The organism is Microbacterium sp. SORGH_AS_0505 (assembly GCF_030818715.1).
Classification (GTDB): Bacteria; Actinomycetota; Actinomycetes; order Actinomycetales; family Microbacteriaceae; genus Microbacterium.
Genome location: NZ_JAUTAT010000001.1, coordinates 2,161,689 through 2,185,243 on the forward strand (window position 1 = coordinate 2,161,689; position 23,555 = coordinate 2,185,243).

Here is a 23,555-nt window from a genome sequence, read left to right on the forward strand (position 1 = left end):
CTCCTACCTCGTGGGAGGGTCGAGGAGCTCCCACCCTTCGGTGATCACTCGACCATACAAGAGGTCCGGGTCGAGGCGACGCAGCTCCTCCGCCAGGCATTCGCGGAGGGATCGACGCGGCAGCACGATGTCGTGCGTGGGCTGACCCGGCTGCGTAAGTGTGGCGTCCGTCGCGGTGGTGCGTTCCAGCACGATGTCCCCGGACGAGCGCGACAGCGTGACCGACCGGATGCCGTGAGCCCACTCGTCCGCATCGGTGTAATGCCACTCCACGGCCACGTCGAGCTTGAGTCGCAGCCACGCCGCGAGGAGCCCTGTGGACGGCGAGCTACCGGCACCCACCACTGTGACGGCGGTGACGGGCTCGAACGGCGGCTGGTCCAGGACGGCGGCCAACTGCTCACGCCAGTGCGTCAGACGGGTCCACGCGAGATCCGTGTCGCCCGGTTCGTACCCCGAGCCGAGCTGCTCGAGACGATCGGGGGAGAACGGCTCCGTCGAGGCATCCGTGATGCGTCGCTTCGCGATGCGACCGATGGGCGAGTGCGCGGTGTCGGTGGGCGGGTCGTCCGGCCACCAGGCGACGACGGGTGCGTCCGGCAGGAGAAGCCCGTTGATGAGACTCTCCTGGTTGCCGGCGGCCGCGCCGCGGGCGCGCAGGACGACGACCTCGCTCGCACCGGCGTCGCCGCCGACGCGGATCTGCGCGTCCAGCCCCGTGGGGGCGTCGGGCTCGACGACGAGGACGATGACGCGCATCGGGTGTTCACGGGATGCCGCGTTCGCGGCATCGATCGCTTCCTCGTCTAGACCGCCGGTCGAGACGATCACGAGGGTGAGCACACGGCCGAGGGCGACGGCGCCGCCTTCTTCGCGCACGCTCACGAGCTTCTTCGCGATCGTGGACACCGTGGTGTCGGGCAGATCGACGATCATGGACGCCTCCAGACGCGGCCGTCGCGGGCCAAGAGCTCATCGGCGGACGGGGGACCCCACGAGCCGGGGGAGTACTGTTCGAGCGGCTCGTCCTGCTCCGCCCAGTACTGTTCGACGGGATCGAGGATGCGCCAGGACAACTCGACCTCCTCGTGCCGGGGGAACAGCGGCGGGTCGCCCAGGAGCACGTCGAGGATCAGTCTCTCGTAGGCCTCCGGGCTCGACTCGGTGAATGCGTGGCCGTAGCCGAAGTCCATCGTCACGTCGCGGACTTCGTTGCCGGCGCCGGGCACCTTCGAGCCGAAACGCAGCGTCACGCCCTCATCGGGCTGGATGCGGATGACGAGCGCGTTCTGCCCCAGCTGCAGCGCCTGCGAGCGCAGGAACAGCAGGGGAGGGGTGTGCTTGAAGACGACCGCGATCTCGGTCACGCGGCGGCCCAGGCGTTTGCCGGTCCGCAGGTAGAACGGCACGCCGTTCCACCTACGCGTGGCGATCTCGAGCTTGATCGCCGCGTAGGTCTCCGTGCGTGACTGCGGATCCATCCCGTCTTCGTCGAGGAATCCGGTGACATCCTCGCCGCCCTGCCACCCGCCGGCGTACTGGCCGCGGGCGGTGGCCGTCGAGAGGTCCTCGGGCAGCGTGACGGCGGCGAGCACCTTCTCCTTCTCTGCGCGCAGGTGCTCCGCATCGAGGGAGATGGGCTCCTCCATCGCAGTGAGGGCGAGGAGCTGCAACAGGTGGTTCTGGATGACGTCGCGCGCCGCACCGATCCCGTCGTAGTACCCGGCACGCCCGCCCACGCCGATGTCCTCGGCCATGGTGATCTGCACGTGATCGACGTAGTTGGCGTTCCAGAGCGGCTCGTACAGCTCGTTGGCGAAGCGCAGGGCCAGGATGTTCTGGACCGTCTCCTTGCCGAGGTAGTGGTCTATGCGGAAGATCGCGTCGGCGGGGAAGGCGACCTCGAGCGCTTCGTTCAACTCTCGGGCGGTCTGCAAGTCGCTGCCGAACGGCTTCTCGATGACCACACGGCGCCACGTGTCGCCGTCGGCGTTCTCGTCGACGAGGCCCGAATCGCGCAACTGGCGCGCGACGACGGGGAAGTCCTTCGGGGGGATCGACAGGTAGAACGCGTGGTTGCCCATGGTCCCCCGCTCGGTGTCGAGCTTCTCGACGGTGTCGCGGAGACGAGCGAAGGATGCCGGGTCGTCGAACTCGCCCTGCACGAACCGGATGCCCTGCAGGAGCTGGTTCCAGGTCTCCTCACGGAAGGGCGTACGAGCGTACTGACGCACCGCCTCGTAGACGACCTTCGCGAAGTCCTGATCCTCCCAGTCGCGCCGCGCGAACCCGACCAGCGCGAAGCCGGGCGGGAGCAGACCGCGATTGGCGAGGTCGTACACCGCGGGCATGAGCTTCTTGCGCGACAGGTCGCCCGTCACACCGAAGATCACGAGCGCGCTCGGACCCGCGATGCGGTTGAGGCGACGATCGTCGGGGTCGCGGAGGGGGTTCGTCCCCCGCGAGATCTGCACCACCATCGGTCAGCGCGCGCTGTCGAGAGCCGTGCGCACCGTGCCCTGCAGGTCATGCCAGGAGACGATGAACTTCTCGACACCCTCATCCTCGAGCACCTGGGTGACGTCGACCAGGTCGACGCCCGCCTCGGCCAGCTGGTCGAAGACGCGGTGGGCGTCCTCGTACGCACCGGTGATCGTGTCGCCGGTGACCTTGGCGTGGTCGAAGGTGGCCTCGAGCGTCTTCTCGGGCATCGTGTTCACGGTTCCCGGTGCGACGAGCTCGGTCACGTAAAGGGTGTCGGGGAGCGCAGGGTCCTTGACACCTGTCGACGCCCACAGCGGACGCTGGACGGTCGCGCCCGCCGCGATGAGCTCGGCGGCATCCGATTCGGCGAACCGCTTCTCGAACAGCTCGTACGCGAGACGGGCGTTCGCGACGCCGGCTTTGCCCTTGAGAGCCGCGGCCTCGCTCGTGCCGACGGCTTCGAGGCGCTTGTCGACCTCGGTGTCGACGCGGGAGACGAAGAACGAGGCGACGGAGTGGATGGTCGCGATGTCGTGACCGTTCTCCTTCGCCCGCCGGATCCCGTCGAGGTACGCGTCGATGACGGCGGCGTAGCGCTCGAGGCTGAAGATGAGCGTCACGTTCACCGAGATTCCCTCAGCGAGCACGGCGCTGATCGCGGGGAGACCGGCCAGGGTCGCGGGGATCTTGATGAGCGCATTGGGGCGGTCGACCTTGGCCCACAGCTCCTTCGCCTGCGCGACGGTCGCGTCGGTGTCGTGCGCGAGGTCGGGGGAGACCTCGATGGACACCCGGCCGTCGACGCCGTTCGTGCGATCGAACACGGGACGGAAGATGTCGGCGGCGTCGCGCACGTCGGTCGTGGTGATCTCGAAGATCGCGGTGTCGACGTCGGCACCCTGCGCGGCGAGGGCCTGCAGAGGTGCGTCGTAGGAGTCGTCCTCGGTGTTGCCGATGGCGGCCTGGAAGATCGACGGGTTGGTCGTGACGCCGACGACGTCGCGGGTCTCGATCAGCTGTGCGAGGTTCCCGGTGTCGATCCGCGATCGCGAGAGGTCGTCGAGCCAGATGCTGACGCCGGCGCCGGACAGGGCCTCAGTGGGGGTGCTCATGCGTTCTCCTTGACGGTTGCGCGGGCCGCTTCGACGACCGCGTCGGCGGTGACGCCGAACTTCTCGAACAGGGTCTTGTAGTCGGCGGAGGCGCCGAAGTGATCGATGCCGACGGTGCGTCCGCTGTCGCCGACGACCGCGCGCCAGAGGCCGGTGGCCCCGGCCTCGACCGAGACGCGCGCCTTGACCGAGGCGGGCAGCACCGAGTCGCGATAGTCCGCATCCTGCTCGGCGAACCATTCCAGGCTGGGAGCCGAGACGACGCGAGCGCCGATCCCTTCGCCGGCGAGGGTCTCACGGGCGGCGACGGCCAGCTGGACCTCGGAACCGGTGGCGATCAGGATCACGTCCGGCTCGCCCTCGGGGGCATCGAGGAGGGTGTACGCACCCCTGGCGACGCCCTCCGTGGTGGCGTAGCCGTTCTCGCCGCGCGGGAAGACCGCGATGTTCTGACGAGTGAGGGCGATGCCGGTCGGGCCGTCCTGACGGCGCAGGATCTCGAGCCACGCCGCGGCCGTCTCGTTCGCGTCCGCGGGACGGACGACCGTGAAGTTCGGGATGAGACGCAGCGTCGCGAGCTGCTCGATCGGCTGGTGCGTGGGGCCGTCTTCGCCGAGCGCGACGGAGTCGTGGGTCCACACGAACACCGAGGGGATGTTCATGAGCGCCGCCAGTCGCACGGCAGGACGCATGTAGTCGCTGAAGATCAGGAACGTGCCGCCGAAGGGACGCGTCGGCCCGTGCAGCTTGATGCCGTTGATGATCGCGCCCATGGCGTGCTCGCGGATGCCGAAGTGGAGGACGCGACCGTAAGGGTCACCCGACCACTCGTGGGTGGACCACTCGGACGGGATGAAGCTCTTCGCATCCTTGATCGTGGTCAGGTTCGACTCGGCGAGGTCGGCGGAGCCGCCCCAGAGCTCGGGGAGCTCGGCGGCCAGGGCGTTGATCACCACGCCCGAGGCGGCGCGGGTGGAGACGTCCTTACCGGCCTCGAAGGAGGGGAGGGCGTCGTCGATGGCGTCGGGCAGGGTCGCCGCCTCGAGGCGGTCGAGGAGCGCTTTGCGCTCCGGGTTCGCCTCGGCCCATGCGTCGAAGGACTCCTGCCACCCGGCGCGGTCGGCTGCGGCTCGCTCTGCGAGTGCGCGCGTGTGCGCCAGCACGTCGTCGGCGACGGCGAAGTTCTGCTCCGGGTCGAACCCGAGGACCTTCTTCGTGGCGGCGAGCTCGTCGGCGCCGAGCGCGGAGCCGTGGATCTTGCCGGTGTTCTGCTTGCCGGGAGCCGGCCAGCCGATGATCGTCTTGAGGACGATGAGGGAGGGCTTGGAGGTCTCCGCCTTCGCGGCTTCGATCGCCGCGTGGAGGGCTGCGAGGTCCTCGACGTACTCTCCCGTCTTCTTCCAGTCGACCGTCTGGACCTGCCAGCCGTAGGCCTCGTAACGAGCCTGGACGTCCTCCGTGAACGCGACGTTGGTGTCGTCCTCGATCGAGATCTGGTTGGAGTCGTAGATCGCGATCAGGTTGCCGAGCTGCTGGTGGCCCGCGAGCGAACCGGCCTCGGACGTGACGCCCTCTTGCAGGTCGCCGTCGCCGGCGATCACGAACACGTGGTGGTCGAAGGGGGACGTGCCCGCCGCGGCCTCGGGGTCGAACAGACCGCGCTCGTAGCGTGCGGCGTAGGCGAAGCCCACGGCGGACGCGAGACCCTGGCCCAGGGGGCCGGTCGTGATCTCGACGCCCTTCGTGTGTCCGTACTCCGGGTGACCGGGGGTCAGCGAGCCCCAGGTGCGCAGTGCCTTCAGGTCGTCGAGCTCGAGGCCGAACCCACCGAGGTAGAGCTGCACGTACTGCGTGAGGGACGAGTGCCCGGCCGAGAGGATGAAGCGGTCGCGGCCCAGCCAGTGGGTGTCGGTCGGATCATGCCGCAGGACGCGCTGATAGAGCAGGTAGGCCGCGGGGGCGAGGCTCATCGCGGTCCCCGGGTGGCCGTTACCGACCTTCTCGACGGCGTCCGCCGCCAGTACCCGCGCGGTGTCCACCGCGCGTCGATCGATCTCGTCCCAAACCAGCTCTGACACCTGGAAGCCTTTCGTCGGTGATTCGGCGCGGACGACCGCTGATCTCGGAAGAGGAGGGGGCGTCCCACGTCGGGATTTTCAGCATATCGAGGTAGGCCACTCGCCGAGGCCGGGTGGCGCTCTGTGACGTGCGCTGTGAGCGAAGTGCCGGTGGGTGGGGGCGCAGGGACCGCTCGCGAAGGATGCCGTAGACTCGACCAGACGATCTACACGGCAGGGGCGATGGCACTCACGGACACCGGCGCGCGCGTATCCGCGCCCGCTCGACAGTCGGTCGGCCGCACCGTCCGCGCGTACATCCAGTTGACGAAGCCTCGTGTGCTCGAGCTTCTCCTGGTCACCACCATCCCGGTGATGTTCCTGGCTGCCGACGGTCTTCCCAACCTCTGGCTCATCGTCGCCACCGTCGTGGGCGGCGCCATGAGCGCGGGGTCGGCGGCATCCTTCAACATGTACCTCGATCGCGACATCGACGCGCACATGAAGCGGACCGAGAACCGGCCCCTCGTGACCGGCGAGGTCTCGCCGCGCGGGGCGCTGGTCTTCTCGTGGACGCTCGCGATCGTGTCCACCGTGTGGCTCTGGGCTTTCACGAATTGGGTCGCCGCTGCCCTCAGCGCGGGGGCGATCTTCTTCTACGTCGTGATCTACACGATGCTTCTCAAGCGCCGCACCGAGCAGAACATCGTCTGGGGCGGTATCGCCGGGTGCTTCCCGGTGATCATCGGGTGGTCGGCCGTCACGGAGTCGCTCACGTGGACACCCTTCATCCTGTTCCTGCTGGTTTTCCTGTGGACGCCGCCGCACTACTGGCCGCTGTCCATGAAGTACAAGGGCGACTACGCCGAGGTCGACGTTCCGATGCTGGGCGCGACCCGCGACGGTGTCCAGGTCGGTCTGCAGGTCATCCTCTACGCCTGGGCGACGATCGCGAGCTCGCTGCTGTTGATCCCGGTCGCAGGCATGGGGCTCGTCTACACCGTGTCAGCGCTCGTCTTCGGTGGCTGGTTCATCTACGAATCGCACGTGCTGTACGCACGCGCTGTCCGCGGTGGGAAGGTGCAGCCGATGCGCGTGTTCCACGCCTCGATCACCTACCTCACACTGCTCTTCGTCGCGATCGCGATCGACCCGCTGCTGCCGTTCTGACGCAGCGGGTCGACCTGTCGATCAGCGTGCGGCGCCGTCGAGGACGGGCTGCTCGGTCGTCGCCGACTCGTCGGTCGCGTCGGTTTCGATCTCTTCGGCAAACGGCTCGGTCGCGGGGGCGAGCTGCTCGCGCGGCGTGGCGAAGGCGCGCAGGGCACCGAGCGCGAAAGCCAGCAGCAGGCCGATCACGCCGACGCCGATGAGGATCGCGCCCAGGATGGCCCAGACCTGTCCGACATAGACCTCCACGCCGGTCGCGGTACCGGCGGTCAGCGCGGTCTCCATCGTCCCGAGCTTGTCGATCAGGACGACGGCGCCGGCGGCGCTGGATGCGAGGGAGCCTGCCACGAGCACCCAGAACGGGATGCTGCGGGTCAGGCGGGGGCGGGTGTTCATCGAATCTCCTCCGGGTAGGAGCCGCCCGGATTCGGACGGCCCGGGCCACTGTTCCCGATGCACCCTGACGGGACCGATGCGGAACCTATGAGGAGTCAGTGAGAAGCGGTCTCCACCTCGAGGGCCGCCGGTGCCTTCAGGCGGAGGATGACGACCGTCATGGCGGCCGCGGTCAGCGCAGCCAGGACCATGTGCACGCCGACGGCGATCTCGGGCAGACCGTTGCGCGCCTGGTAGAGGCCGACGGCGATCTGCACGGCTTCGGCGGCGAGCAGCAGGGTGACCCACGTGCGCGGGCGGAGTCTGCGGGCCCACGCGACTCCGACCAGGATCAGCGTGAGCGCGAGCAGGGTGTAGCCGGGCCAGGCGTGCACGTGCTCGAGGATCTCCGCGTCGAAGCCGTTGCGTCCGGCTGCAGCATCACCCGAGTGGGGGCCGGCACCCGTGGTCAGGACGCCGAAGGCGATGGTCACGGCGAGAACTGCGGTCGTCAGGTGCGCCAGGCGGGCATACCACGCGGGGACGACCCGTTCGCGAGGCGCCGCGGGCTCCTTCATGCGGACGAGGAACGCGGCGCAGACGCAGACGAGGATGAGCGACACGACGTAGTGGAAGCCGACGATGAAGGGGTTGAGGCCCGTCAGGACGGTGATGCCGCCGACGATCGCCTGGGCGACGACGCCGCCGAGGACCACGAGTGCCAGAACGAACAGGTCGCGACGGGTGCGCCGCATCCGCCAGACCAGCACGACCACCATCAGAGCGAGGATGCCGACGAGTCCCGTCAGCGTGCGGTTGCCGAACTCGATCACGCCGTGGATGCCCATCTCGGGCGTCGCCACGAGCGACTCCGGCGTGCAGGTCGGCCACGTGGGGCAGCCCAGGCCCGACCCGGTCAGTCGGACGGCGCCGCCGGTGGCGATGATGAGCGTCTCGGCGAGGAACGAGAGCCACGCGACGAGGGGCAGCAGGCGCGGCATCCGCGTGACGGGCGGGGCGGTCGGTGTCGACGCGGTGATGAGCATGGGGTCGCCTCCGGGCGCGGGCCGGCACGCCGCGGGGGACGGCCGTGCCTGTAGAATGAAGGAGTCGGCGAGCGCGATCCCCATCGCAGCCCGCACAACGATTCTAGGCGCGGTATCGCGTCGTCAGAGCGGCCAGCAGCGGCATCCCCCTCGTGCACTCCTCTCGCGGGAGGGAATGCCGGAACGGATGACACCGTTGCCGCCCGTGAGGAGGAAATTCATGTCGGATGTGCTCATCGACCGCCCCGAACTCGAAGGCCTGGGGGTGTACGAGTTCGGCTGGCACGACGCGGATGCCGCGGGTGCCGTCGCACAGCGAGGGATCAACGAGGACGTCGTCCGCGGGATCTCCGCTCTCAAGAGCGAACCCGAATGGATGCTGAAGACCCGTCTGAAGGGGTATCAGCTGTTCGGCCGCAAGCCGATGCCGACGTGGGGTGCCGATCTTTCCGGCATCGACTTCGACAACATCAAGTACTTCGTGCGCTCGACCGAGAAGCAGGCGCAGACGTGGGAGGACCTCCCCGAGGAGATCCGGAACACGTACGAGAAGCTCGGCATCCCCGAGGCGGAGCGTCAGCGCCTCGTCGCCGGCGTCGCCGCGCAGTACGAGTCCGAGGTCGTGTACCACCAGATCCGTGAGGACCTGGAGCAGCAGGGCGTCATCTTCATGGACACCGACACGGCCCTCCGCGAGCACCCCGAGTTCTTCGAGGAGTACTTCGGCACCGTCATCCCCGCGGGCGACAACAAGTTCGCCGCGCTGAACACCGCCGTGTGGTCTGGGGGGTCGTTCGTCTACGTCCCCAAGGGCGTGCACGTCGAGATCCCGCTGCAGGCGTACTTCCGCATCAACACCGAGAACATGGGCCAGTTCGAGCGGACCCTGATCATCGCGGACGAGGACAGCTACGTCCACTACATCGAGGGCTGCACGGCGCCGATCTACAAGAGCGACTCGCTGCACTCGGCCGTCGTCGAGATCATCGTGAAGAAGAACGCCCGCGTTCGGTACACGACGATCCAGAACTGGTCGAACAACGTCTACAACCTCGTCACCAAGCGCGCCGTCGCCCACGAGGGCGCGACCATGGAGTGGGTCGACGGCAACATCGGCTCCAAGGTGACGATGAAGTACCCGTCGATCTACCTCATGGGCGAGCACGCCAAGGGCGAGACCCTATCCGTCGCCTTCGCCGGTCCCGGCCAGCACCAGGACGCCGGCGCGAAGATGATCCACATGGCGCCGTACACGCAGTCGTCGATCGTGTCGAAGTCGATCGCCCGCGGCGGTGGCCGCGCCGGTTACCGCGGCGAGGTGCGGGTGGACGCGAACGCGCACCACTCCGCGAACACGGTGCGCTGTGACGCGCTGCTGGTCGACACGATCTCGCGCTCGGACACCTACCCGGCGATCGACATCCGCGTCGACGATGTCCAGCTCGGCCACGAGGCCACGGTCTCGAAGGTCAGCGAAGAGCAGCTGTTCTACCTCATGAGCCGTGGCATGCCCGAGGACGAAGCGATGGCGATGATCGTGCGCGGATTCATCGAGCCGATCGCCCGCGAACTGCCCATGGAGTACGCCCTCGAGCTGAACAAGCTCATCGAGATGGGCATGGAAGGATCCGTCGGCTGATGACGACAGCGACTCAGGCCCCCGCATCCGATGCGAAGGGCCACATCGACCCTGCGGCGAAAGTGACCGACCAGGGCGTTCCCGTGCAGACCCGCTCGGAGCGTCCGTGGTCGTTCGACCCGGCCGATTTCGGCACACCGACCGGCCGCGAGGTCAACTGGAAGCACACGCCGCTCGACCGCGTCGCGTCGCTGCTGGCTGACGAGCCGGCTCCGCACGACGTCATCGGCGTCGAGGTGACCGGTCCGGATGCCGTCGAGCACATCCGTCTGCAGAAGAACGATGCCCCTCGCGGCGAGGTCTTCCGGCCGGAAGACGTCGTGAGCGCCATCGCGTGGGCGCAGGAGCCTGAGGCTCCCCTCATCCGCATTCCGGCGGACGTCGAGCTCGACGAGCCCGTCGTCGTGACACTCACGCGGCCGCGGCGGGGTCGCTCACGCGCACGTCGTGATCGAGGCGCAGCCGAACTCCCGCGGCACCGTCGTGCTGCGTCACGAGGGATCCGCCGCGCAGGCGCAGAACGTCGAGATCATCGTCCGGGACGGCGCCGCGCTGACCGTCGTGTCCGTGCAGCGGTGGGACGACGACGCCGTGCACCTCGCTGCCCATCAGGCCCGTGTCGACCGCGACGCCACCCTCACGCACATCGTCGTGAGCCTCGGCGGCGGACTCGTCCGCGTCAACCCGTCCGTCGAGCTCGCCGGCTCCGGCGCGCAGGGACGCCTGTACGGTCTCTCCTTCGCCGACGCGGGTCAGCACCTCGAAAGCCAGGTCTACCTGCACCACAAGGGAGCGCACACCAGCGGCGACGTGCTCTACAAGAGTGCGCTGCAGGGTGCGTCCGCGCGAACGGTCTGGATCGGCGACGTCCTCATCGGACCGGATGCCGTCGGCACCGACTCATACGAGGCGAACCGCAACCTGGTCCTCACCGACGGTGCGCGTGCCGACTCCATCCCGAATCTCGAGATCGAGACCGGCGACATCGTCGGCGCCGGTCACGCGAGCGCGACCGGTCGCTTCGACGACGAGCAGCTCTTCTACCTGCAGGCGCGCGGAATCGACGAGGAGCAGGCTCGGCGCCTGGTGGTCCTCGGGTTCCTCGCCGAGATCGTGCAGAAGATCGGCATCCCCTCCCTCGAGGACGAGTTCATCGCCGCCATCGAGGCCGAGCTCGTCGGGGAGGGTGCGCAGTGACCGCGGAGAAGGTCCTGCAACTGAGCGACCTCGAGCAGGACACCGCCGTGCGCGTCGAGGTGGGCGGCGTCGCGATCGCCGTCGTGCTCGACGGCCAGGGCGAGGTCCACGCGATCGGCGACACCTGCACCCACGGTGACATCTCGCTGGCCGACGGTTTCGTCGAAGGAGAGTCGCTGGAGTGCTGGGCCCACGGGTCCGCGTTCTCGCTGCGGACCGGTCGCCCCCTGAATCTTCCGGCTTACGAGCCGGTGCCCGTCTACGAGGTCACGATCGACGGGGACGACATCCTCATCGACCCCGCCGTGACCAAAGCCGTGAACTGAAGAAAGAAGCTGACATGTCTGTCCTCGAGATCCGCGACCTCCACGTGACGGTCGAGACGGAAGCCGGCGAGACCCCGATCCTCAACGGCGTCACCCTGACCGTCCGCACGGGTGAGACCCACGCCATCATGGGTCCGAACGGCTCCGGAAAGTCGACCCTGGCCTACACGATTGCCGGTCACCCCAAGTACACCGTCACGAGCGGCTCCATCACCCTCGACGGCGAGGACGTCCTCGCGATGTCCGTCGACGAGCGTGCCCGCGCAGGCCTGTTCCTGGCGATGCAGTATCCCGTCGAGATCCCCGGTGTCACGGTCACGAACTTCCTCCGCACCGCCAAGACCGCCGTCGACGGCGAAGCGCCCTCGATCCGCGCGTGGACGAAGGACGTCAAGCAGGCGATGCAGAACCTCCGCATGGACCCGAAGTTCGCCGCGCGCAACGTCAACGAGGGGTTCTCCGGCGGTGAGAAGAAGCGTCATGAGATCCTGCAGCTCGAGCTCCTGAAGCCCACGTTGGCGATCCTCGACGAGACCGACTCCGGCCTCGATGTCGATGCGCTCAAGATCGTCTCCGAGGGTGTCAACCGCGCCAAGGAGCAGAGCGACATGGGCGTGCTGCTCATCACGCACTACACCCGCATCCTGCGCTACATCCAGCCCGACTTCGTCCACGTCCTCGTGAACGGTCGCGTCGCGGAAGAAGGCGGCCCCGAACTCGCGGCGCGACTGGAGGATGAGGGTTACGACCGTTTCCTCGCTCCCGTCGGTGGCGAGCAGGCCTAGGATCGTCGCATGACCGAGACGCTCGCACCCGAGAAATACGACGAGGTCACCGAGGCCCTCAAGGACGTCATGGACCCCGAACTGGGAGTCAACGTCGTCGACCTGGGACTCATCTACGACCTCGGCTGGGATGACGAGAACGACGCTCTCGTCATCCACATGACCTTGACCTCCGCCGGTTGCCCGCTGACGGACGTCCTCGAAGAACAGACCGGACAGGCGCTGGACGGCGTTGTGGACCGATTCCGCATCAACTGGGTGTGGATGCCGCCGTGGGGTCCCGAGCGGATCACCGACGACGGGCGCGACATGATGCGCGCGCTCGGATTCTCGATCTGAGCTGGAGCCCGGCCATCCGGCCGACGACGAAGCGGTGCGACGATGTCGCACCGCTTCGTCAGTTCTCGGAGCGACCGAGGCGCCAGTAGCCCATGAAGGCGACGGCGCGACGGTCGACGCCGACCTCTCCGACGAGATGGCGTCGCAGTGCCTTGATGGCGGATGCCTCGCCGGCCAGCCACGCGTAGAGCCGGGCGCTCTTCAGGGCGGCTCCGCCCTTCGCCGTGCGGGGGACCTCCCACAGGATGTCGTGGTCGACGTCGATCTCCTCGACCTCGGCGCCGATCCCCTCCGGGACGAGCCGCTCGGCAACCTGAGTGACCGCCGCGATCAGGTGGTCGTGACGGTGGTCCTCTCCGGCGCGGGCCGCGGTGATGATCTCGAAGCCGGGGTGCGCGGGAAGGTAGGCGATGTCCTCCGGGTGCGGGACCTCGAGGACGACGACGCCTCGTGCGTCAGCGGGGAGCTGTTCGAGGATCCGCGCGATGGCCGGGGCCGCGGTCTCGTCGCCGGCGAGAAGGATGTTCTCGGTCTTGGCGGGCGGGACGAAGTCGATGCCGTAGTTGACGCCGGTGTGATCCGTGGTCGGTGCGAGGATGAGCACCTCGTCGCCCGCCTTCGCCTCGGCGATCCACGCCGACGCGGGGCCCATGACATCGTGCGCGACCATGTCGATGTCGACCTCGTTGTCCGCGTTGCGGACCGCGCGGGTCGTGTACGTGCGCATGACGGGTCGCGCGTCGTCGGGGAGGGCGCGCCACTGCTCGTACCAGTCCTCACCGGTCGGCATCGATTCGATCGGTGCCGTCGGCGTCGGGAAGAGGATCTTCACCCGCTGGTCGAAACCGGGGTCGCCGTAAGCGGAGAGGGCGGTGTCCTTGAAGGTGAAACGGCGGAAGCTGGGGGTCACCTCGGCGATCGAGGCCACGGGTGCGCGGAAGAAGGCCAGGGTGGTCGAAGACATCGGGTCGCTCCGTGGGATCAGCGGACGGCGCCGTCGAGCGGCGTGGGGACGTGGTGACGGCCGATGGGAAGGACCATCGGGCGTCCGGTGAGGGGGTCGGGGATGACGCGGCTCTCGAGGCCGAACACCTCGCGCACCGTGTCGGCCGTGAGGACCGTCTGAGGCTCGCCGGACGCGAAGATCCGGCCGGCTGACATGGCGACCAGATGGTCCGCATACCGTGCGGCCAGGTTGAGGTCGTGCAGGACCATCACGATCGTCGTGCCCCGCGAGCGGTTCAGATCGGTGAGCAGGTCCAGGACGTCGATCTGGTGGCTGACGTCGAGGAACGTCGTCGGCTCATCCAGCAGCAGGACGTCCGTCTGCTGAGCCAGGGCCATCGCGATCCAGACGCGCTGGCGCTGACCACCCGACAGCTCGTCGACGGGACGATCCGCGATCGCGACGATGTCTGTCGCCTCGAGTGCCCTCGCTACCGCATCGTCATCCGCCCGCGTCCACCGCGCGAGCGGCCCGTGGTGCGGCGTGCGTCCGCGGCTGACGAGGTCGGAGACGGCGATACCCTCGGGCGCTATCGGCGATTGCGGGAGCAGTCCGAGATCGCGCGCGACGTGCTTCGTCGGCATCCGATGGATGTCCTTGCCGTCGAGCACGACGCGACCCGACTTCGGCGACAGCAGGCGTGCCATCGCTTTCAGCATCGTCGACTTGCCGCACGCGTTGGCGCCGACGATTGCGGTCACCTGCCCCGCCGGGACCGTGAAGTCGAGCGCGTCGACGATCGTCCGGTCCCCGTAGGCGAGGGTGACGGACTCTGCGGAGAGGGTGCGGTGGGCGGTCATAGGGAGCCTCCCGAGCGGCTGCTGCGGATGAGAAGAACGATGAGGTACGGCGCGCCGAGGACACCGGTGACGACGCCGACGGGCAGACGGAGGCCGAGCAGGTACTGCCCGACGAAGTCCGCGACCAGGACGAGGAGCGCTCCGAAAAGACCAGCGGCCAGAACGGGGGATCCCACGGGACCCAGCATCCGGGCGGCGATGGGACCGGCGAGGAAAGCGACGAAGGAGATGGGGCCCGCCGCCGCGGTGGCGAAGGCAAGGAGGGTCACGGCGGCGATGATCAGCATGATGCGCCGGCGCTCGACGGGAACTCCGAGGGCCGCTGCAGTGTCGTCGCCCAGGCGCATGAGTTCGAGGTCGCGCGTCAGCCACAGGATCACGGGCACCCCGATCGCAACGGCGACCGCGAGGGGCACGGCTTCGCTCCAGGAAGCGCCGTTCAGGTTGCCGGTGATCCAGCGCATCGCGGCCTGGAGGTCCCACTCGGCGGCGCGCGAGAGGACGTACGCGACCACGCTGTTGAAGATCGCGGCGACGCCGATCCCGATCAGGATGAATCTCGCGCCGGCCCCGCCGTCCTTGAACGCCAGGAGGTAGATCGTCAGCGCTGTGACCAGAGCGCCGACGGTCGCCAGGACGGCGACAGGGGTCTGGTCGAGGGAGAGGAACACGATGCCGACGACGGCTGCGGCACTCGCACCCGCGTTGATCCCGATGATGTCGGGGCTGGCGAGAGGGTTGCGGAGCATCGTCTGGAAGACGGCGCCGCCGATCCCGAAGCACGCCCCCGCGAGGAGCGCGACGGTCGAGCGGGGCAGGCGGAGCTCACCGACGGTGAAGGAGGCGCCCGGGACCAGCTGACCCGTCATGACGCCCCACACCTCGGCGGGGGAGTAGAAGGTCTGGCCCACCATGAGCGATACCGCGTAGGTCGCGAGAACGGCGATCGCCAGCACCGTCGTGACGAGGAGACGGCGGCGCATGCGCCGCGACCGACCGCGCGCGACGACGTCGAGCGTGGACGGGTGGACGGATGCCGCGGTCACAGTGCACGCATCTTCTGTCGACGGACGATCGCGATGAAGAAGGGGGCGCCGATGAGGGCGGTGACGACACCGACCTCGACCTCCTGCGGCGGAGCGATCACCCGGCCGACGACATCGGCGGTGGCGAGGAGACCACCCCCGACGAGGGCGGATACCGGGAGCAGCCAGCGGTGGTCCGGGCCGACGAGGAGCCGGCACACGTGGGGCACGATCAGCCCGACGAAGCCGATCGGCCCTGCGACGGCCGTGGCGGCACCGCACAGGATCACCGCGCCGAGTGCGGCGATCAGGCGTGCCCGCTGCACACGTTCACCCAGGCCCGCGGCGAGATCGTCGCCGAGGGCGAGCGAGTTGAGTCCGCCGGCGGACGCGAAGCAGATCACTGCGCCGACGATGAGGAACGGAACGACCAGCAGGTTCTTGTCGGCGGTCGCGCCGCCGACTCCGCCGATCTGCCAGAACCGGAAGACGCTCATGACGTCGATGCGGGGGAGGAGGATCGCGCTGATGAGCGATGTGAAGGCGACGGCGGTCGCGGCGCCCGCCAGCGCGAGCTTCAACGGACTCGCGCCACCTCGTCCCAGTGATCCGACCATGTACACGAAGAGGGCTGCGACGGCCGCGCCGAGCATGGCGAGCCAGATGTACCCGAACGCGTCGGTGATCCCGAAGAACGCGAGGCCGATCACGACGGCGAGGGAGGCTCCGCCGTTGATGCCGAGGATCTGCGGGTCGGCGAGCGGGTTGCGGGTGACGCCCTGCATGACGGTGCCCGCGATGGCGAGCGCCGCGCCGACGAGGAGAGCCAGGATCGTACGGGGGACGCGTTTGGCGACGGCGGCGGCCGAGGCCGTGTCGATGTCCCCGGCCAGCCCTGCCGCGATGTCGTGGAGACTCACCGACCTCGCCCCGAGCGTGACCGAGAGGACGGCGGCGAGCGCGACGAGCACGACGAGCACGATCAGCCAGGCCACACGGCGTCGCCGCGGTCGCCGCCCGGAGGGCGGGGCCGCGGCGACGATCGCGCGGGGTGCGAGTGAAGTGGACACGTCGGAGGGGAGGAGTGCCTTACGAGGCCTTCTTGGCCGCCTCGGCGAGCATCGCGATGTACTCGCCCGTGAGAGCGTTCGGGATCGACAGCGGGCTCGGGTTCGCGGCGGCCGCGAGTGAGCTGTTCACGGCGGGAAGGACGACGACGGCCCCGTTCTTCACGGCCGGGATTCGGGACAGGAGCGGGTCGCCCTGCATGGCGGCGAGCGTCGAGTCGTCCCCGTACGTCACGATCACCTGGACGTCCTCGAAGCGCTCGATGTCTTCGGTGCTGTTGGTGATCCAGAACTCCGTGGACGTCTTGGACTGCTCCTCGACCGTCTTGGCGGGGACCATTCCCAGGTCTTCCAGGAACTTGGCGCGCGGATCCGCGAGCGAGTAGAAGCCGATCTGGCTGAGGTTCGTGGCGTCGTACGAGCTGAACATCACCTTCTTGCCGGCGATCTCGGGGTACTTCGCGACCTCGTCGTCGAGGGTCTTCGTGAGCTGGGACACGAGGTCCTCAGCCTGGGTCTTCAGCCCCAGCGCGGTGCCGTTGATGATCGTCAGTTCCTGCCAGGTGGTGCCCCACGCGACAGTCGGGTAGGCGACGACGGGGGCGATCTTGCTGAGCTTGTCGTAGTCCGCCTGGTTCAGACCGGAGTACGCGGCGAGGATCACATCAGGCGCGGTGTCCGCGACTCCCTCGAAGTCGATGCCCTGCGCTTCGTCGAACAGCACAGGGGTCTTGACGTCCAGAGACGCCAACTTCTCTTCCACCCACGGCAGGACGCCGTCGCCGTCGTCGTCTCCCCAGGTGACCTCGGGCATGCCCACCGGCACCACGCCGAGCGCGAGGGCCGCCTCCTGGTTGCCCCACGACACCGTCGCGACACGCTCGGGCTTGGTCTTGATCATCGTCTCGCCGAACGCGTTCTTGAGCGTGACGGGGAACCCGCTCGCTTCGTTCGAAGCCGACGGTCCATCGCCTGCGGCCGGGGCGCTGTTGGTTGCGCAGCCGGTCAGGACGAGGACGGATGCTGCGGCGAGGGCGAGCGCAGTGCGGATGCGAGGCACGGAGGTCTCCTGTGAGAAGTGATTAGGGTCGCCTAACCTTACATCGACTCACCGGTTGCCGGAAATCACCGGTCGCCCTGGAGTGGAGACGCTCGGGGCGTGGGTGCGCCGACGGCCGAAGGCGCGAACAGTCTGCCGCGCGGTCAGGGTGGGTAGATAGGCGCGGGCGAGTGCGAGTCCTATCGTCCGTGAAGCTCTTTCCGGCTCAGTCTCGATCCGGCCGCGGCCCGACGACGCACGAAGGATCCCGGGCATCAGGCGACGTATACTGGGGGTTTGGCCACTCGGCCGCCTCCCACGAAGAACGGATGTCTGCTGTGCTCGCCGTGCACGATCTCGAGATCCGCGTCGGTGCGCGCACCCTCATGTCGAACGTCTCGTTCCGAGTGTCGCCCGGCGACAAGATCGGATTGGTCGGTCGGAACGGCGCCGGCAAGACGACTCTGACCAAGGTCCTTGCGGGCGACCTCATCCCCGCGGACGGCGGCGTCGATCGCACCGGCGAACTCGGCTATCTGCCGCAGGACCCGCGCACGGGGGATCCTGAGATGCTCGCGCGCACGCGCATCCTCGATGCTCGCGGCCTCGGGTCCCTCGCGATCGGTATGAGGGAGACGGCGGAGCAGATGGCGTCGTCGGATGCCGCGGTGGCCGACCGGGCCATGCGGAAGTACGGCTCGCTGACCGAGCGTTTCGAAGCGCTCGGCGGATACGCGGCCGAGGCCGAAGCAGCTTCGATCGCCCACAACCTCTCGCTCCCCGACCGCATCCTCGACCAGCCGCTGAAGACGCTCTCGGGAGGCCAGCGCCGGCGCATCGAGCTCGCCCGCATCCTCTTCTCCGATGCGCAGACGATGATCCTCGACGAGCCGACGAACCACCTCGACGCCGACAGTGTCGTGTGGCTGCGCGAGTTCCTTAAGGGCTACAAGGGCGGGCTGATCGTGATCAGCCACGACATCGAGCTCGTCGGCGAGACCGTCAATCGCGTGTTCTACCTGGACGCGATGCGCCAGGTCATCGATGTCTACAACATGAACTGGAGGAACTACCTCCGCCAGCGCGCCGCCGACGAGGAGCGTCGCCGCAAGGAGCGCGCCAACGCCGAGAAGAAGGCCACGGCCTTGCAGCAGCAGGCCGCCCGCTTCGGCGCGAAGGCCAGCAAAGCTGCCGCGGCGCATCAGATGGTCGCGCGGGCGGAGAAGCTCCTCGCCGGTCTCGATGACGTCCGTCAGGACGACCGGGTCGCGAAGCTGCGCTTCCCGAAGCCGGCTCCCTGCGGCAAGACACCTCTCATGGCGAAGAACCTCTCGAAGTCCTACGGCTCGCTCGAGATCTTCGCCGGTGTCGACCTCGCGATCGACCGTGGCTCCCGCGTCGTGGTCCTCGGCCTCAACGGTGCGGGTAAGACGACTCTCCTGCGCATCCTCGCCGGCGTCGACAAGGCGGACACCGGGATCATCGAGCCGGGCCACGGCTTGAAGATCGGGTACTACGCGCAGGAGCACGAGAACCTCGACGTCACCCGTTCGGTCCTCGACAACATGATGTCGGCGGCACCCGACATCACCGCCACCGAAGCGCGCAAGGTGCTCGGCTCGTTCCTGTTCACCGGCGACGACGTGCTGAAACCGGCGGGCGTCCTGTCGGGTGGCGAGAAGACGCGCCTTTCGCTCGCGACGCTGGTCGTCTCGTCCGCGAACATGCTGCTGCTCGACGAGCCGACGAACAACCTCGACCCGGCATCCCGTGAGGAGATCCTCGGCGCGCTCGCGCACTACGAGGGCGCTGTCGTCCTCGTCTCGCACGACGAGGGCGCCGTCGAGGCACTCAATCCCGAGCGCGTGCTGATCCTCCCGGACGGCGTCGAGGACATCTGGGGTCGGGACTACATCGACCTCATCACGCTGGCCTGATCCCGCCCGCAGCTGCGCGATCTCAGCGGGCGTCGATCAGCTCGTCTTCGGCTTCCATGTCGCGGTCGCGGCGACGCGCGCTCCGCGGCGTCCGGGTCCTCGGACCGTTCTCCTCGTCCTCGCGGCGGTGTCGGATCTCGGTGCGGATCATGTACCAGATGAAGACGAATCCCATGACGGCGAACAGGATCCACTGGATCGCGTACGACAGGTAGGGTCCGGGATCCGCGGACGGGTCCTCGAGGGCGTTGGGACGCTCGGCGGGTGCTGGAGTCTCTTCGGTCATCAGCACGTAGGCGGACTCGACGAGGCTTCCCGCCTGGCCCGTCTCCTGCCCGATCAGACGCAGGTCGATCGTGGGCACCTGACCGTCGGCAGCCGAGCGACCCTCCCGGGCGGCGGCCTCACCGGGCTGCAGGCGGCCGACGACCGTCACCTCGCCCGTCGGCGGCGCGGGGATGTTGTCGGGGGCGGGCTGATCGTCACCGGGCCGGACCCAGCCTCGGTCGATGAGGACGACGCGACCGTCGTCCGTGCGGAGGGGGACCAGCACCTCGAACGCGCTCGTGCCGCCGTGCGGACGGTTCCGCACCAGAAGGCTCTCATCCGTCAGGTAGCGTCCGGTGAGCTCGACCGGCCGCCATTCGTCGGTGGGATCGAACGTGCCGTCGGGCAGCAGTTCCTCGAACGGCACAGGCGGCTGCGAGTAGTTGCTCTCCACGAGAGCGAGTTCCGCGTCCCGTTCCGCGTTGCGGGAGAACTGCCAATTGGACAGCATCGCGCAGGCGATGGCGAAGACGACGGCCATCGCCACGTACCCGCTCCAGCGGAGCGCCGTCTCGCGGTTCACGATGCGGACGCGGGCGCGAGGGCGAGGACCTCGACCGGGAAGTTGCGTGAGGCCAGGTAGTCGCGCAGGAACTCGACGTGATCGGTGCACGCGGCCCACACTTTGCGGCGATCCGCGGCGTGGATGCGGGGATTGCGCCACACCACCTGCCATGCGGCGTCGGCGCGGCATCCTGCTCGCGAGCACTGTGCAGCGTCCGATCCTCCCGCCGTGGGGCTCATCGATCCTCCTGCGGGGGGCTCTCCTGGATGCGGATGACGCCTCCATTCGGGTCCTCCGGAGGCGTGGATGCCGATGGTGTCGACTCGATCTCGCGGGAGGGTCGTTCAGCCACGACGACCTCGTCGCCGTTCCCGACGTTCGCGATCACGACCGCCAGGTAGGGGAGGACGGCAGCCCCGGCGGCGAAGATCCAGGTCTGCCAGCCGTACGGGGTCACCGTCACCATGAGGATGAAGCACAGCACTCTGACCGACATCATGATGACGTATCGGCGTGTGCGCGAACGAGCGTCGACCTCGGGAGCGGTGGTGAGCGAGGTCGCCGACGGTGTGCGATCGTGCGCGGCGCGGCGGGACGTGGGAGGGCTCCTCAGGAAGACAGGCCGACGCTGGACGCGGTGGCGGCGATCGCGATGAGGACGAAGACCCAGATGAGGATGCCGATGACGAGCAGACCGCCGCCGATCCAACCGAGGATCGTGCCCCAGAGTGCGAGCCCCTGGCCCTGCTCCCCGGAGGTCTTCAGCTGCTTCAGGGCCATGTGACCCGTGATGATGCCGGGGATGGAGGCGATGAAGGGGAGGATCGTGAGGCCCGCGATCGAGGCGACGAGCGAGACGATCGCGAGGACGTTGGTCGGCCGTGCCGGTGCGTAGCCGTAGCCGTACGCGGGCTGGCCGTATCCAGGCTGCCCGTAGCCGGACTGCGGGTAGGACGGCTGCACGTGTGCGGGCGCCGCGCTCGGCTGCTGCCCGTATCCGGGCTGCTGGCCGTAGGCGGGGGGCGCGTAGGGCGGGGCGGCCGGCGACGAAGCGTCGGGCACCGGAGGCGCCGGCGGCACTTCCGAGGGCTGCGGCGGGGTGTTCGTGGCGTCGGTCACGTCCGTCTCCTTCAGGCGAGTTGACTCCAGACTACCCGTCGACCGCGCCGGTAGGCTGGTGCGGTTCACCCGCCTCGGAGCAAGGAGAAGAATGTCCCGCGAGCGCGTCGTCCTGGTCACCGGAGGCAACCGCGGCATCGGCCGCGCGATCGCCGAGCGATTCGTCGCGGAGGGGTTCGCCGTCGCGGTCACCGCGCGCTCGGGAGAGGGCCCGGAGGGGACTCTGACCGTCCGCGCCGATGTCACCGACGCCGCGTCCCTCGATGCCGCCTACACCGAGGTCGAGCAGAAGCTGGGTCCCGTCGAGGTGGTCGTCGCGAACGCCGGCATCACGAAGGACACGCTGCTCCTGCGCATGACGGAGGACGATTTCGACTCTGTCGTCTCGACCAACCTGGGCGGCGCCTTCCGCGTCGTCAAGCGTGCCGCGAAGGGCATGCTGCGGGCCAAGTGGGGCCGCGTCATCCTCATCTCCTCGGTCGTCGGCCTCTACGGCTCCGCAGGGCAGATCAACTACTCGTCATCCAAGAGCGCCCTCGTCGGCTTCGCCCGGTCGCTCACGCGCGAGCTGGGTTCACGCGGGATCACAGCCAACGTCGTCGCGCCCGGGTTCATCGAGACGGACATGACGGCGGCTCTCCCCGACGAGACGCAGGCCGACTACAAGAAGAGCATCCCGGCCGGCCGGTTCGGTGCCGCCGACGAGGTCGCCGCAGCCGTCGTGTGGTTGGCCTCGGACGACGCGGCCTACATCTCCGGCGCCGTCATCCCCGTCGACGGCGGGCTCGGCATGGGTCACTGACCCGCGTCAGCGCACCGCCTCGACGATCCGGCGCGACAGCTCAGCCGGCGCCGAGAACTGCGGCCAGTGTCCGGTTCCGAGCCGGACGATCTCGGCGTCCTTGATCGCGGCGAACTCCGCCGCGAAATCGCCCCACGCCGACACGACCCGACGGAACGTCTCGTCGTCCATCGATCCCATCAACATCGTCACCGGCACCCGGTGGCGTTCGGTGCCCTCCATCACGACGGCATCGGTCGGCACCCGCCGGGGGACGGATGCCGTGAGGGGTGCCGTGCGAGCGCGGGTCTGCTCGTCGAGGTCCGCAGTGTCCTCCGCATCGAAGAAGTCCCACCCCGGGAAGGGGATCACCCCGTCGACGATGGGGAACTCCGAGATCTCGGCTCCGGGCGGGGGAGGTGTCGTGTCGACCAGGACGACTCGGCGGACGCGATCGGCGCGCTGCTCCGCGGCGGCCCACGCCACGTTGCCGCCACCGCTGTGACCGACGAGGACCACGGGCCCGTCGACCCGGTCGATCTTCGCGATGACCGCGTCTACCCAATCGGCGAGGCCGATGTCGGACTCGGGAGCGCCCACGCCGGGGAGGGTGAGCGGATGCGGCGTGTGCCCCGCGTCGCGGAGGGCGGGGACGACGTCGTCCCATGAGTCGGCTGCCAGCCAGAGGCCGGGGATCAGGATGATGTCCATGTCGGCAGGGTACGACCTGCCTCCGACATCCCGCTCGCCGTCAGGGAAGCAGCGGGATGAGCTGCGCCAGGTCGACGGGACCGGCCACGAGGTCCGCGCGGAGGCGCACGGCGGGCTTGGCGTTGAAGGCGATGCCGAGGCCCGCGGCATCCATCATCATGAGGTCGTTCGCCCCGTCGCCCACGGCGATCGTCGCGTCAGGGGCGACGCCGTAGGAGAGGCTCCATTCGCGCAGCGCCGAAGCCTTCGCGGCGGCATCGACGATGTCGCCGTCGACGGAGCCGGTGAGGATGCCGTCGCTCACCGCCAGGCGATTCGCCCGCCACACGTCCGCACCGAGGTCCGGCGCGACCGTGTCGAGGATCTCGTGGAATCCACCCGAGACGACCGCGGCGACGCCGCCGCGCTCATGGATCGCCGCGATCAGCTCGTGCACGCCGGGGGTGGGCTCGATGCGCGACAGGACGCGACCGAAGGACGCGATCGGCACGCCCGCGAGCTCGCTCACGCGCGAGCGCAGGCTGGTGGCGAAGTCGACCTCGCCGCGCATCGCCGCTTCGGTGGCAGCGGCCACTTCGGCGCCGCGGCCCGCTTCATCGGCGATCAGTTCGATGACCTCGTTGCGGATGATCGTGGAGTCGGCGTCGAAAACGACGAGGAACCGGGCGGCAGGCACCCGACCACGCTATCTGCTCCGACGCCGTCGGC

24 protein-coding genes and 1 pseudogene are annotated in these 23,555 nt (G+C 68.7%); 8 read left to right on the plus strand and 17 right to left on the minus strand.

Features of this window, described 5'->3' with window-relative positions:
• Positions 1–3: 3 nt before the first annotated feature.
• From QE428_RS10615 to tkt, 4 genes are read right to left on the minus strand one after another with little or no spacing between them, the layout of a single operon-like run.
• Complete coding sequence (locus QE428_RS10615; protein ID WP_091352897.1) at positions 4–936, minus strand: glucose-6-phosphate dehydrogenase assembly protein OpcA; 933 nt, start codon at positions 934–936, stop codon at positions 4–6.
• The gene (gene zwf, locus QE428_RS10620) at positions 933–2,480 is read right to left on the minus strand and encodes a glucose-6-phosphate dehydrogenase (protein ID WP_091352900.1); all 1,548 of its coding nucleotides are present in this window, start codon (positions 2,478–2,480) and stop codon (positions 933–935) included. The genes QE428_RS10615 and zwf overlap by 4 nt, the downstream gene beginning before the upstream one ends.
• Before the next feature lie 3 nt (positions 2,481–2,483).
• Positions 2,484–3,596, minus strand: coding sequence for a transaldolase (gene tal, locus QE428_RS10625; protein ID WP_307468936.1), 1,113 nt, complete (start codon positions 3,594–3,596; stop codon positions 2,484–2,486).
• Complete coding sequence (tkt, locus tag QE428_RS10630) at positions 3,593–5,674, minus strand: transketolase (protein WP_307468939.1); 2,082 nt, start codon at positions 5,672–5,674, stop codon at positions 3,593–3,595. Before tkt ends, tal begins: the two co-directional genes overlap by 4 nt.
• 222 nt (positions 5,675–5,896) lie before the next feature.
• Here tkt and QE428_RS10635 point away from each other — a divergent pair, with 222 nt between their 5' ends.
• A complete protein-coding gene (locus QE428_RS10635) occupies positions 5,897–6,823 on the plus strand; it encodes a heme o synthase (protein WP_091352911.1) in 927 nt (308 codons plus the stop codon).
• Between the two features lie 21 nt (positions 6,824–6,844).
• On the opposite strand, the gene QE428_RS10640 is transcribed toward QE428_RS10635, so the two are convergent.
• Both QE428_RS10640 and QE428_RS10645 read right to left on the minus strand, forming a co-directional pair.
• The gene (locus tag QE428_RS10640) at positions 6,845–7,219 is read right to left on the minus strand and encodes a dinucleotide-utilizing enzyme (RefSeq protein ID WP_307468942.1); all 375 of its coding nucleotides are present in this window, start codon (positions 7,217–7,219) and stop codon (positions 6,845–6,847) included.
• A 95-nt stretch (positions 7,220–7,314) separates the two neighbouring features.
• The gene (locus QE428_RS10645; RefSeq protein WP_091352917.1) at positions 7,315–8,244 is read right to left on the minus strand and encodes a heme A synthase; all 930 of its coding nucleotides are present in this window, start codon (positions 8,242–8,244) and stop codon (positions 7,315–7,317) included.
• A 220-nt stretch (positions 8,245–8,464) separates the two neighbouring features.
• Here QE428_RS10645 and sufB point away from each other — a divergent pair, with 220 nt between their 5' ends.
• From sufB to QE428_RS10670, 5 genes and pseudogenes are all read left to right on the plus strand, one after another.
• Positions 8,465–9,883, plus strand: coding sequence for a Fe-S cluster assembly protein SufB (gene sufB / locus QE428_RS10650; protein WP_091352920.1), 1,419 nt, complete (start codon positions 8,465–8,467; stop codon positions 9,881–9,883).
• Positions 9,883–11,080, plus strand: a pseudogene (sufD, locus tag QE428_RS10655) (Fe-S cluster assembly protein SufD). Before sufB ends, sufD begins: the two are co-directional and overlap by 1 nt.
• Positions 11,077–11,406, plus strand: a complete 330-nt coding sequence (locus QE428_RS10660; RefSeq protein WP_091352925.1) for a non-heme iron oxygenase ferredoxin subunit — start codon at positions 11,077–11,079, stop codon at positions 11,404–11,406. Before sufD ends, QE428_RS10660 begins: the two are co-directional and overlap by 4 nt.
• Before the next feature lie 14 nt (positions 11,407–11,420).
• Entirely contained in the window at positions 11,421–12,191 is a 771-nt protein-coding gene (sufC, locus tag QE428_RS10665) for a Fe-S cluster assembly ATPase SufC (protein WP_307468949.1), read from the plus strand.
• Between the two features lie 9 nt (positions 12,192–12,200).
• Positions 12,201–12,530, plus strand: coding sequence for a metal-sulfur cluster assembly factor (locus QE428_RS10670; RefSeq protein WP_064002279.1), 330 nt, complete (start codon positions 12,201–12,203; stop codon positions 12,528–12,530).
• Between the two features lie 58 nt (positions 12,531–12,588).
• Here the strand turns inward: QE428_RS10670 and QE428_RS10675 are convergent, their stop codons facing one another.
• Genes QE428_RS10675 through QE428_RS10695 form a run of 5 tightly spaced genes read right to left on the minus strand, consistent with a single transcriptional unit; the run spans position 12,589 to position 17,488 of the window.
• Positions 12,589–13,494 (minus strand): siderophore-interacting protein, encoded by a 906-nt coding sequence (locus tag QE428_RS10675; protein ID WP_091352931.1) that lies wholly within the window; start codon positions 13,492–13,494, stop codon positions 12,589–12,591.
• Between the two features lie 17 nt (positions 13,495–13,511).
• Positions 13,512–14,336, minus strand: a complete 825-nt coding sequence (locus QE428_RS10680; protein WP_307468958.1) for an ABC transporter ATP-binding protein — start codon at positions 14,334–14,336, stop codon at positions 13,512–13,514.
• Complete coding sequence (locus QE428_RS10685) at positions 14,333–15,382, minus strand: iron chelate uptake ABC transporter family permease subunit (protein WP_307468961.1); 1,050 nt, start codon at positions 15,380–15,382, stop codon at positions 14,333–14,335. Before QE428_RS10685 ends, QE428_RS10680 begins: the two co-directional genes overlap by 4 nt.
• Entirely contained in the window at positions 15,379–16,431 is a 1,053-nt protein-coding gene (locus QE428_RS10690; protein WP_307468964.1) for an iron ABC transporter permease, read from the minus strand. The genes QE428_RS10685 and QE428_RS10690 overlap by 4 nt, the downstream gene beginning before the upstream one ends.
• A gap of 19 nt (positions 16,432–16,450) precedes the next feature.
• The gene (locus tag QE428_RS10695; RefSeq protein ID WP_307468967.1) at positions 16,451–17,488 is read right to left on the minus strand and encodes an iron-siderophore ABC transporter substrate-binding protein; all 1,038 of its coding nucleotides are present in this window, start codon (positions 17,486–17,488) and stop codon (positions 16,451–16,453) included.
• Between the two features lie 365 nt (positions 17,489–17,853).
• Between QE428_RS10695 and QE428_RS10700 the strand changes: the two genes are divergently transcribed.
• Positions 17,854–19,404, plus strand: coding sequence for an ABC-F family ATP-binding cassette domain-containing protein (locus QE428_RS10700; RefSeq protein ID WP_231916590.1), 1,551 nt, complete (start codon positions 17,854–17,856; stop codon positions 19,402–19,404).
• A 22-nt stretch (positions 19,405–19,426) separates the two neighbouring features.
• Here QE428_RS10700 and QE428_RS10705 read toward each other — a convergent pair whose 3' ends face one another.
• The 4 genes from QE428_RS10705 to QE428_RS10720 are packed head-to-tail and all read right to left on the minus strand — an operon-like array spanning position 19,427 to position 21,355.
• Positions 19,427–20,254, minus strand: a complete 828-nt coding sequence (locus tag QE428_RS10705) for an SURF1 family protein (protein ID WP_307468971.1) — start codon at positions 20,252–20,254, stop codon at positions 19,427–19,429.
• A complete protein-coding gene (locus tag QE428_RS10710; RefSeq protein ID WP_307468974.1) occupies positions 20,251–20,475 on the minus strand; it encodes a hypothetical protein in 225 nt (74 codons plus the stop codon). The genes QE428_RS10705 and QE428_RS10710 overlap by 4 nt, the downstream gene beginning before the upstream one ends.
• Positions 20,472–20,945 carry a DUF3099 domain-containing protein gene (locus tag QE428_RS10715; RefSeq protein WP_276321554.1) on the minus strand — a complete coding sequence of 158 codons (474 nt, stop codon included), beginning with the start codon at positions 20,943–20,945 and terminating at the stop codon, positions 20,472–20,474. The genes QE428_RS10710 and QE428_RS10715 overlap by 4 nt, the downstream gene beginning before the upstream one ends.
• A complete protein-coding gene (locus tag QE428_RS10720) occupies positions 20,846–21,355 on the minus strand; it encodes a DUF4190 domain-containing protein (protein ID WP_091352947.1) in 510 nt (169 codons plus the stop codon). Before QE428_RS10720 ends, QE428_RS10715 begins: the two co-directional genes overlap by 100 nt.
• Positions 21,356–21,446: 91 nt before the next feature.
• Between QE428_RS10720 and fabG the strand changes: the two genes are divergently transcribed.
• Positions 21,447–22,157: a 3-oxoacyl-ACP reductase FabG gene (gene fabG, locus QE428_RS10725; RefSeq protein ID WP_091352950.1), complete on the plus strand. Its 711-nt coding sequence runs from the start codon at positions 21,447–21,449 to the stop codon at positions 22,155–22,157.
• 6 nt (positions 22,158–22,163) lie between these two features.
• On the opposite strand, the gene QE428_RS10730 is transcribed toward fabG, so the two are convergent.
• Together QE428_RS10730 and serB are read right to left on the minus strand one after the other, a co-directional pair.
• Positions 22,164–22,847 (minus strand): alpha/beta fold hydrolase, encoded by a 684-nt coding sequence (locus QE428_RS10730; protein WP_307468986.1) that lies wholly within the window; start codon positions 22,845–22,847, stop codon positions 22,164–22,166.
• A gap of 40 nt (positions 22,848–22,887) precedes the next feature.
• Complete coding sequence (serB, locus tag QE428_RS10735) at positions 22,888–23,523, minus strand: phosphoserine phosphatase SerB (RefSeq protein WP_307468988.1); 636 nt, start codon at positions 23,521–23,523, stop codon at positions 22,888–22,890.
• Positions 23,524–23,555 lie beyond the last annotated feature (32 nt).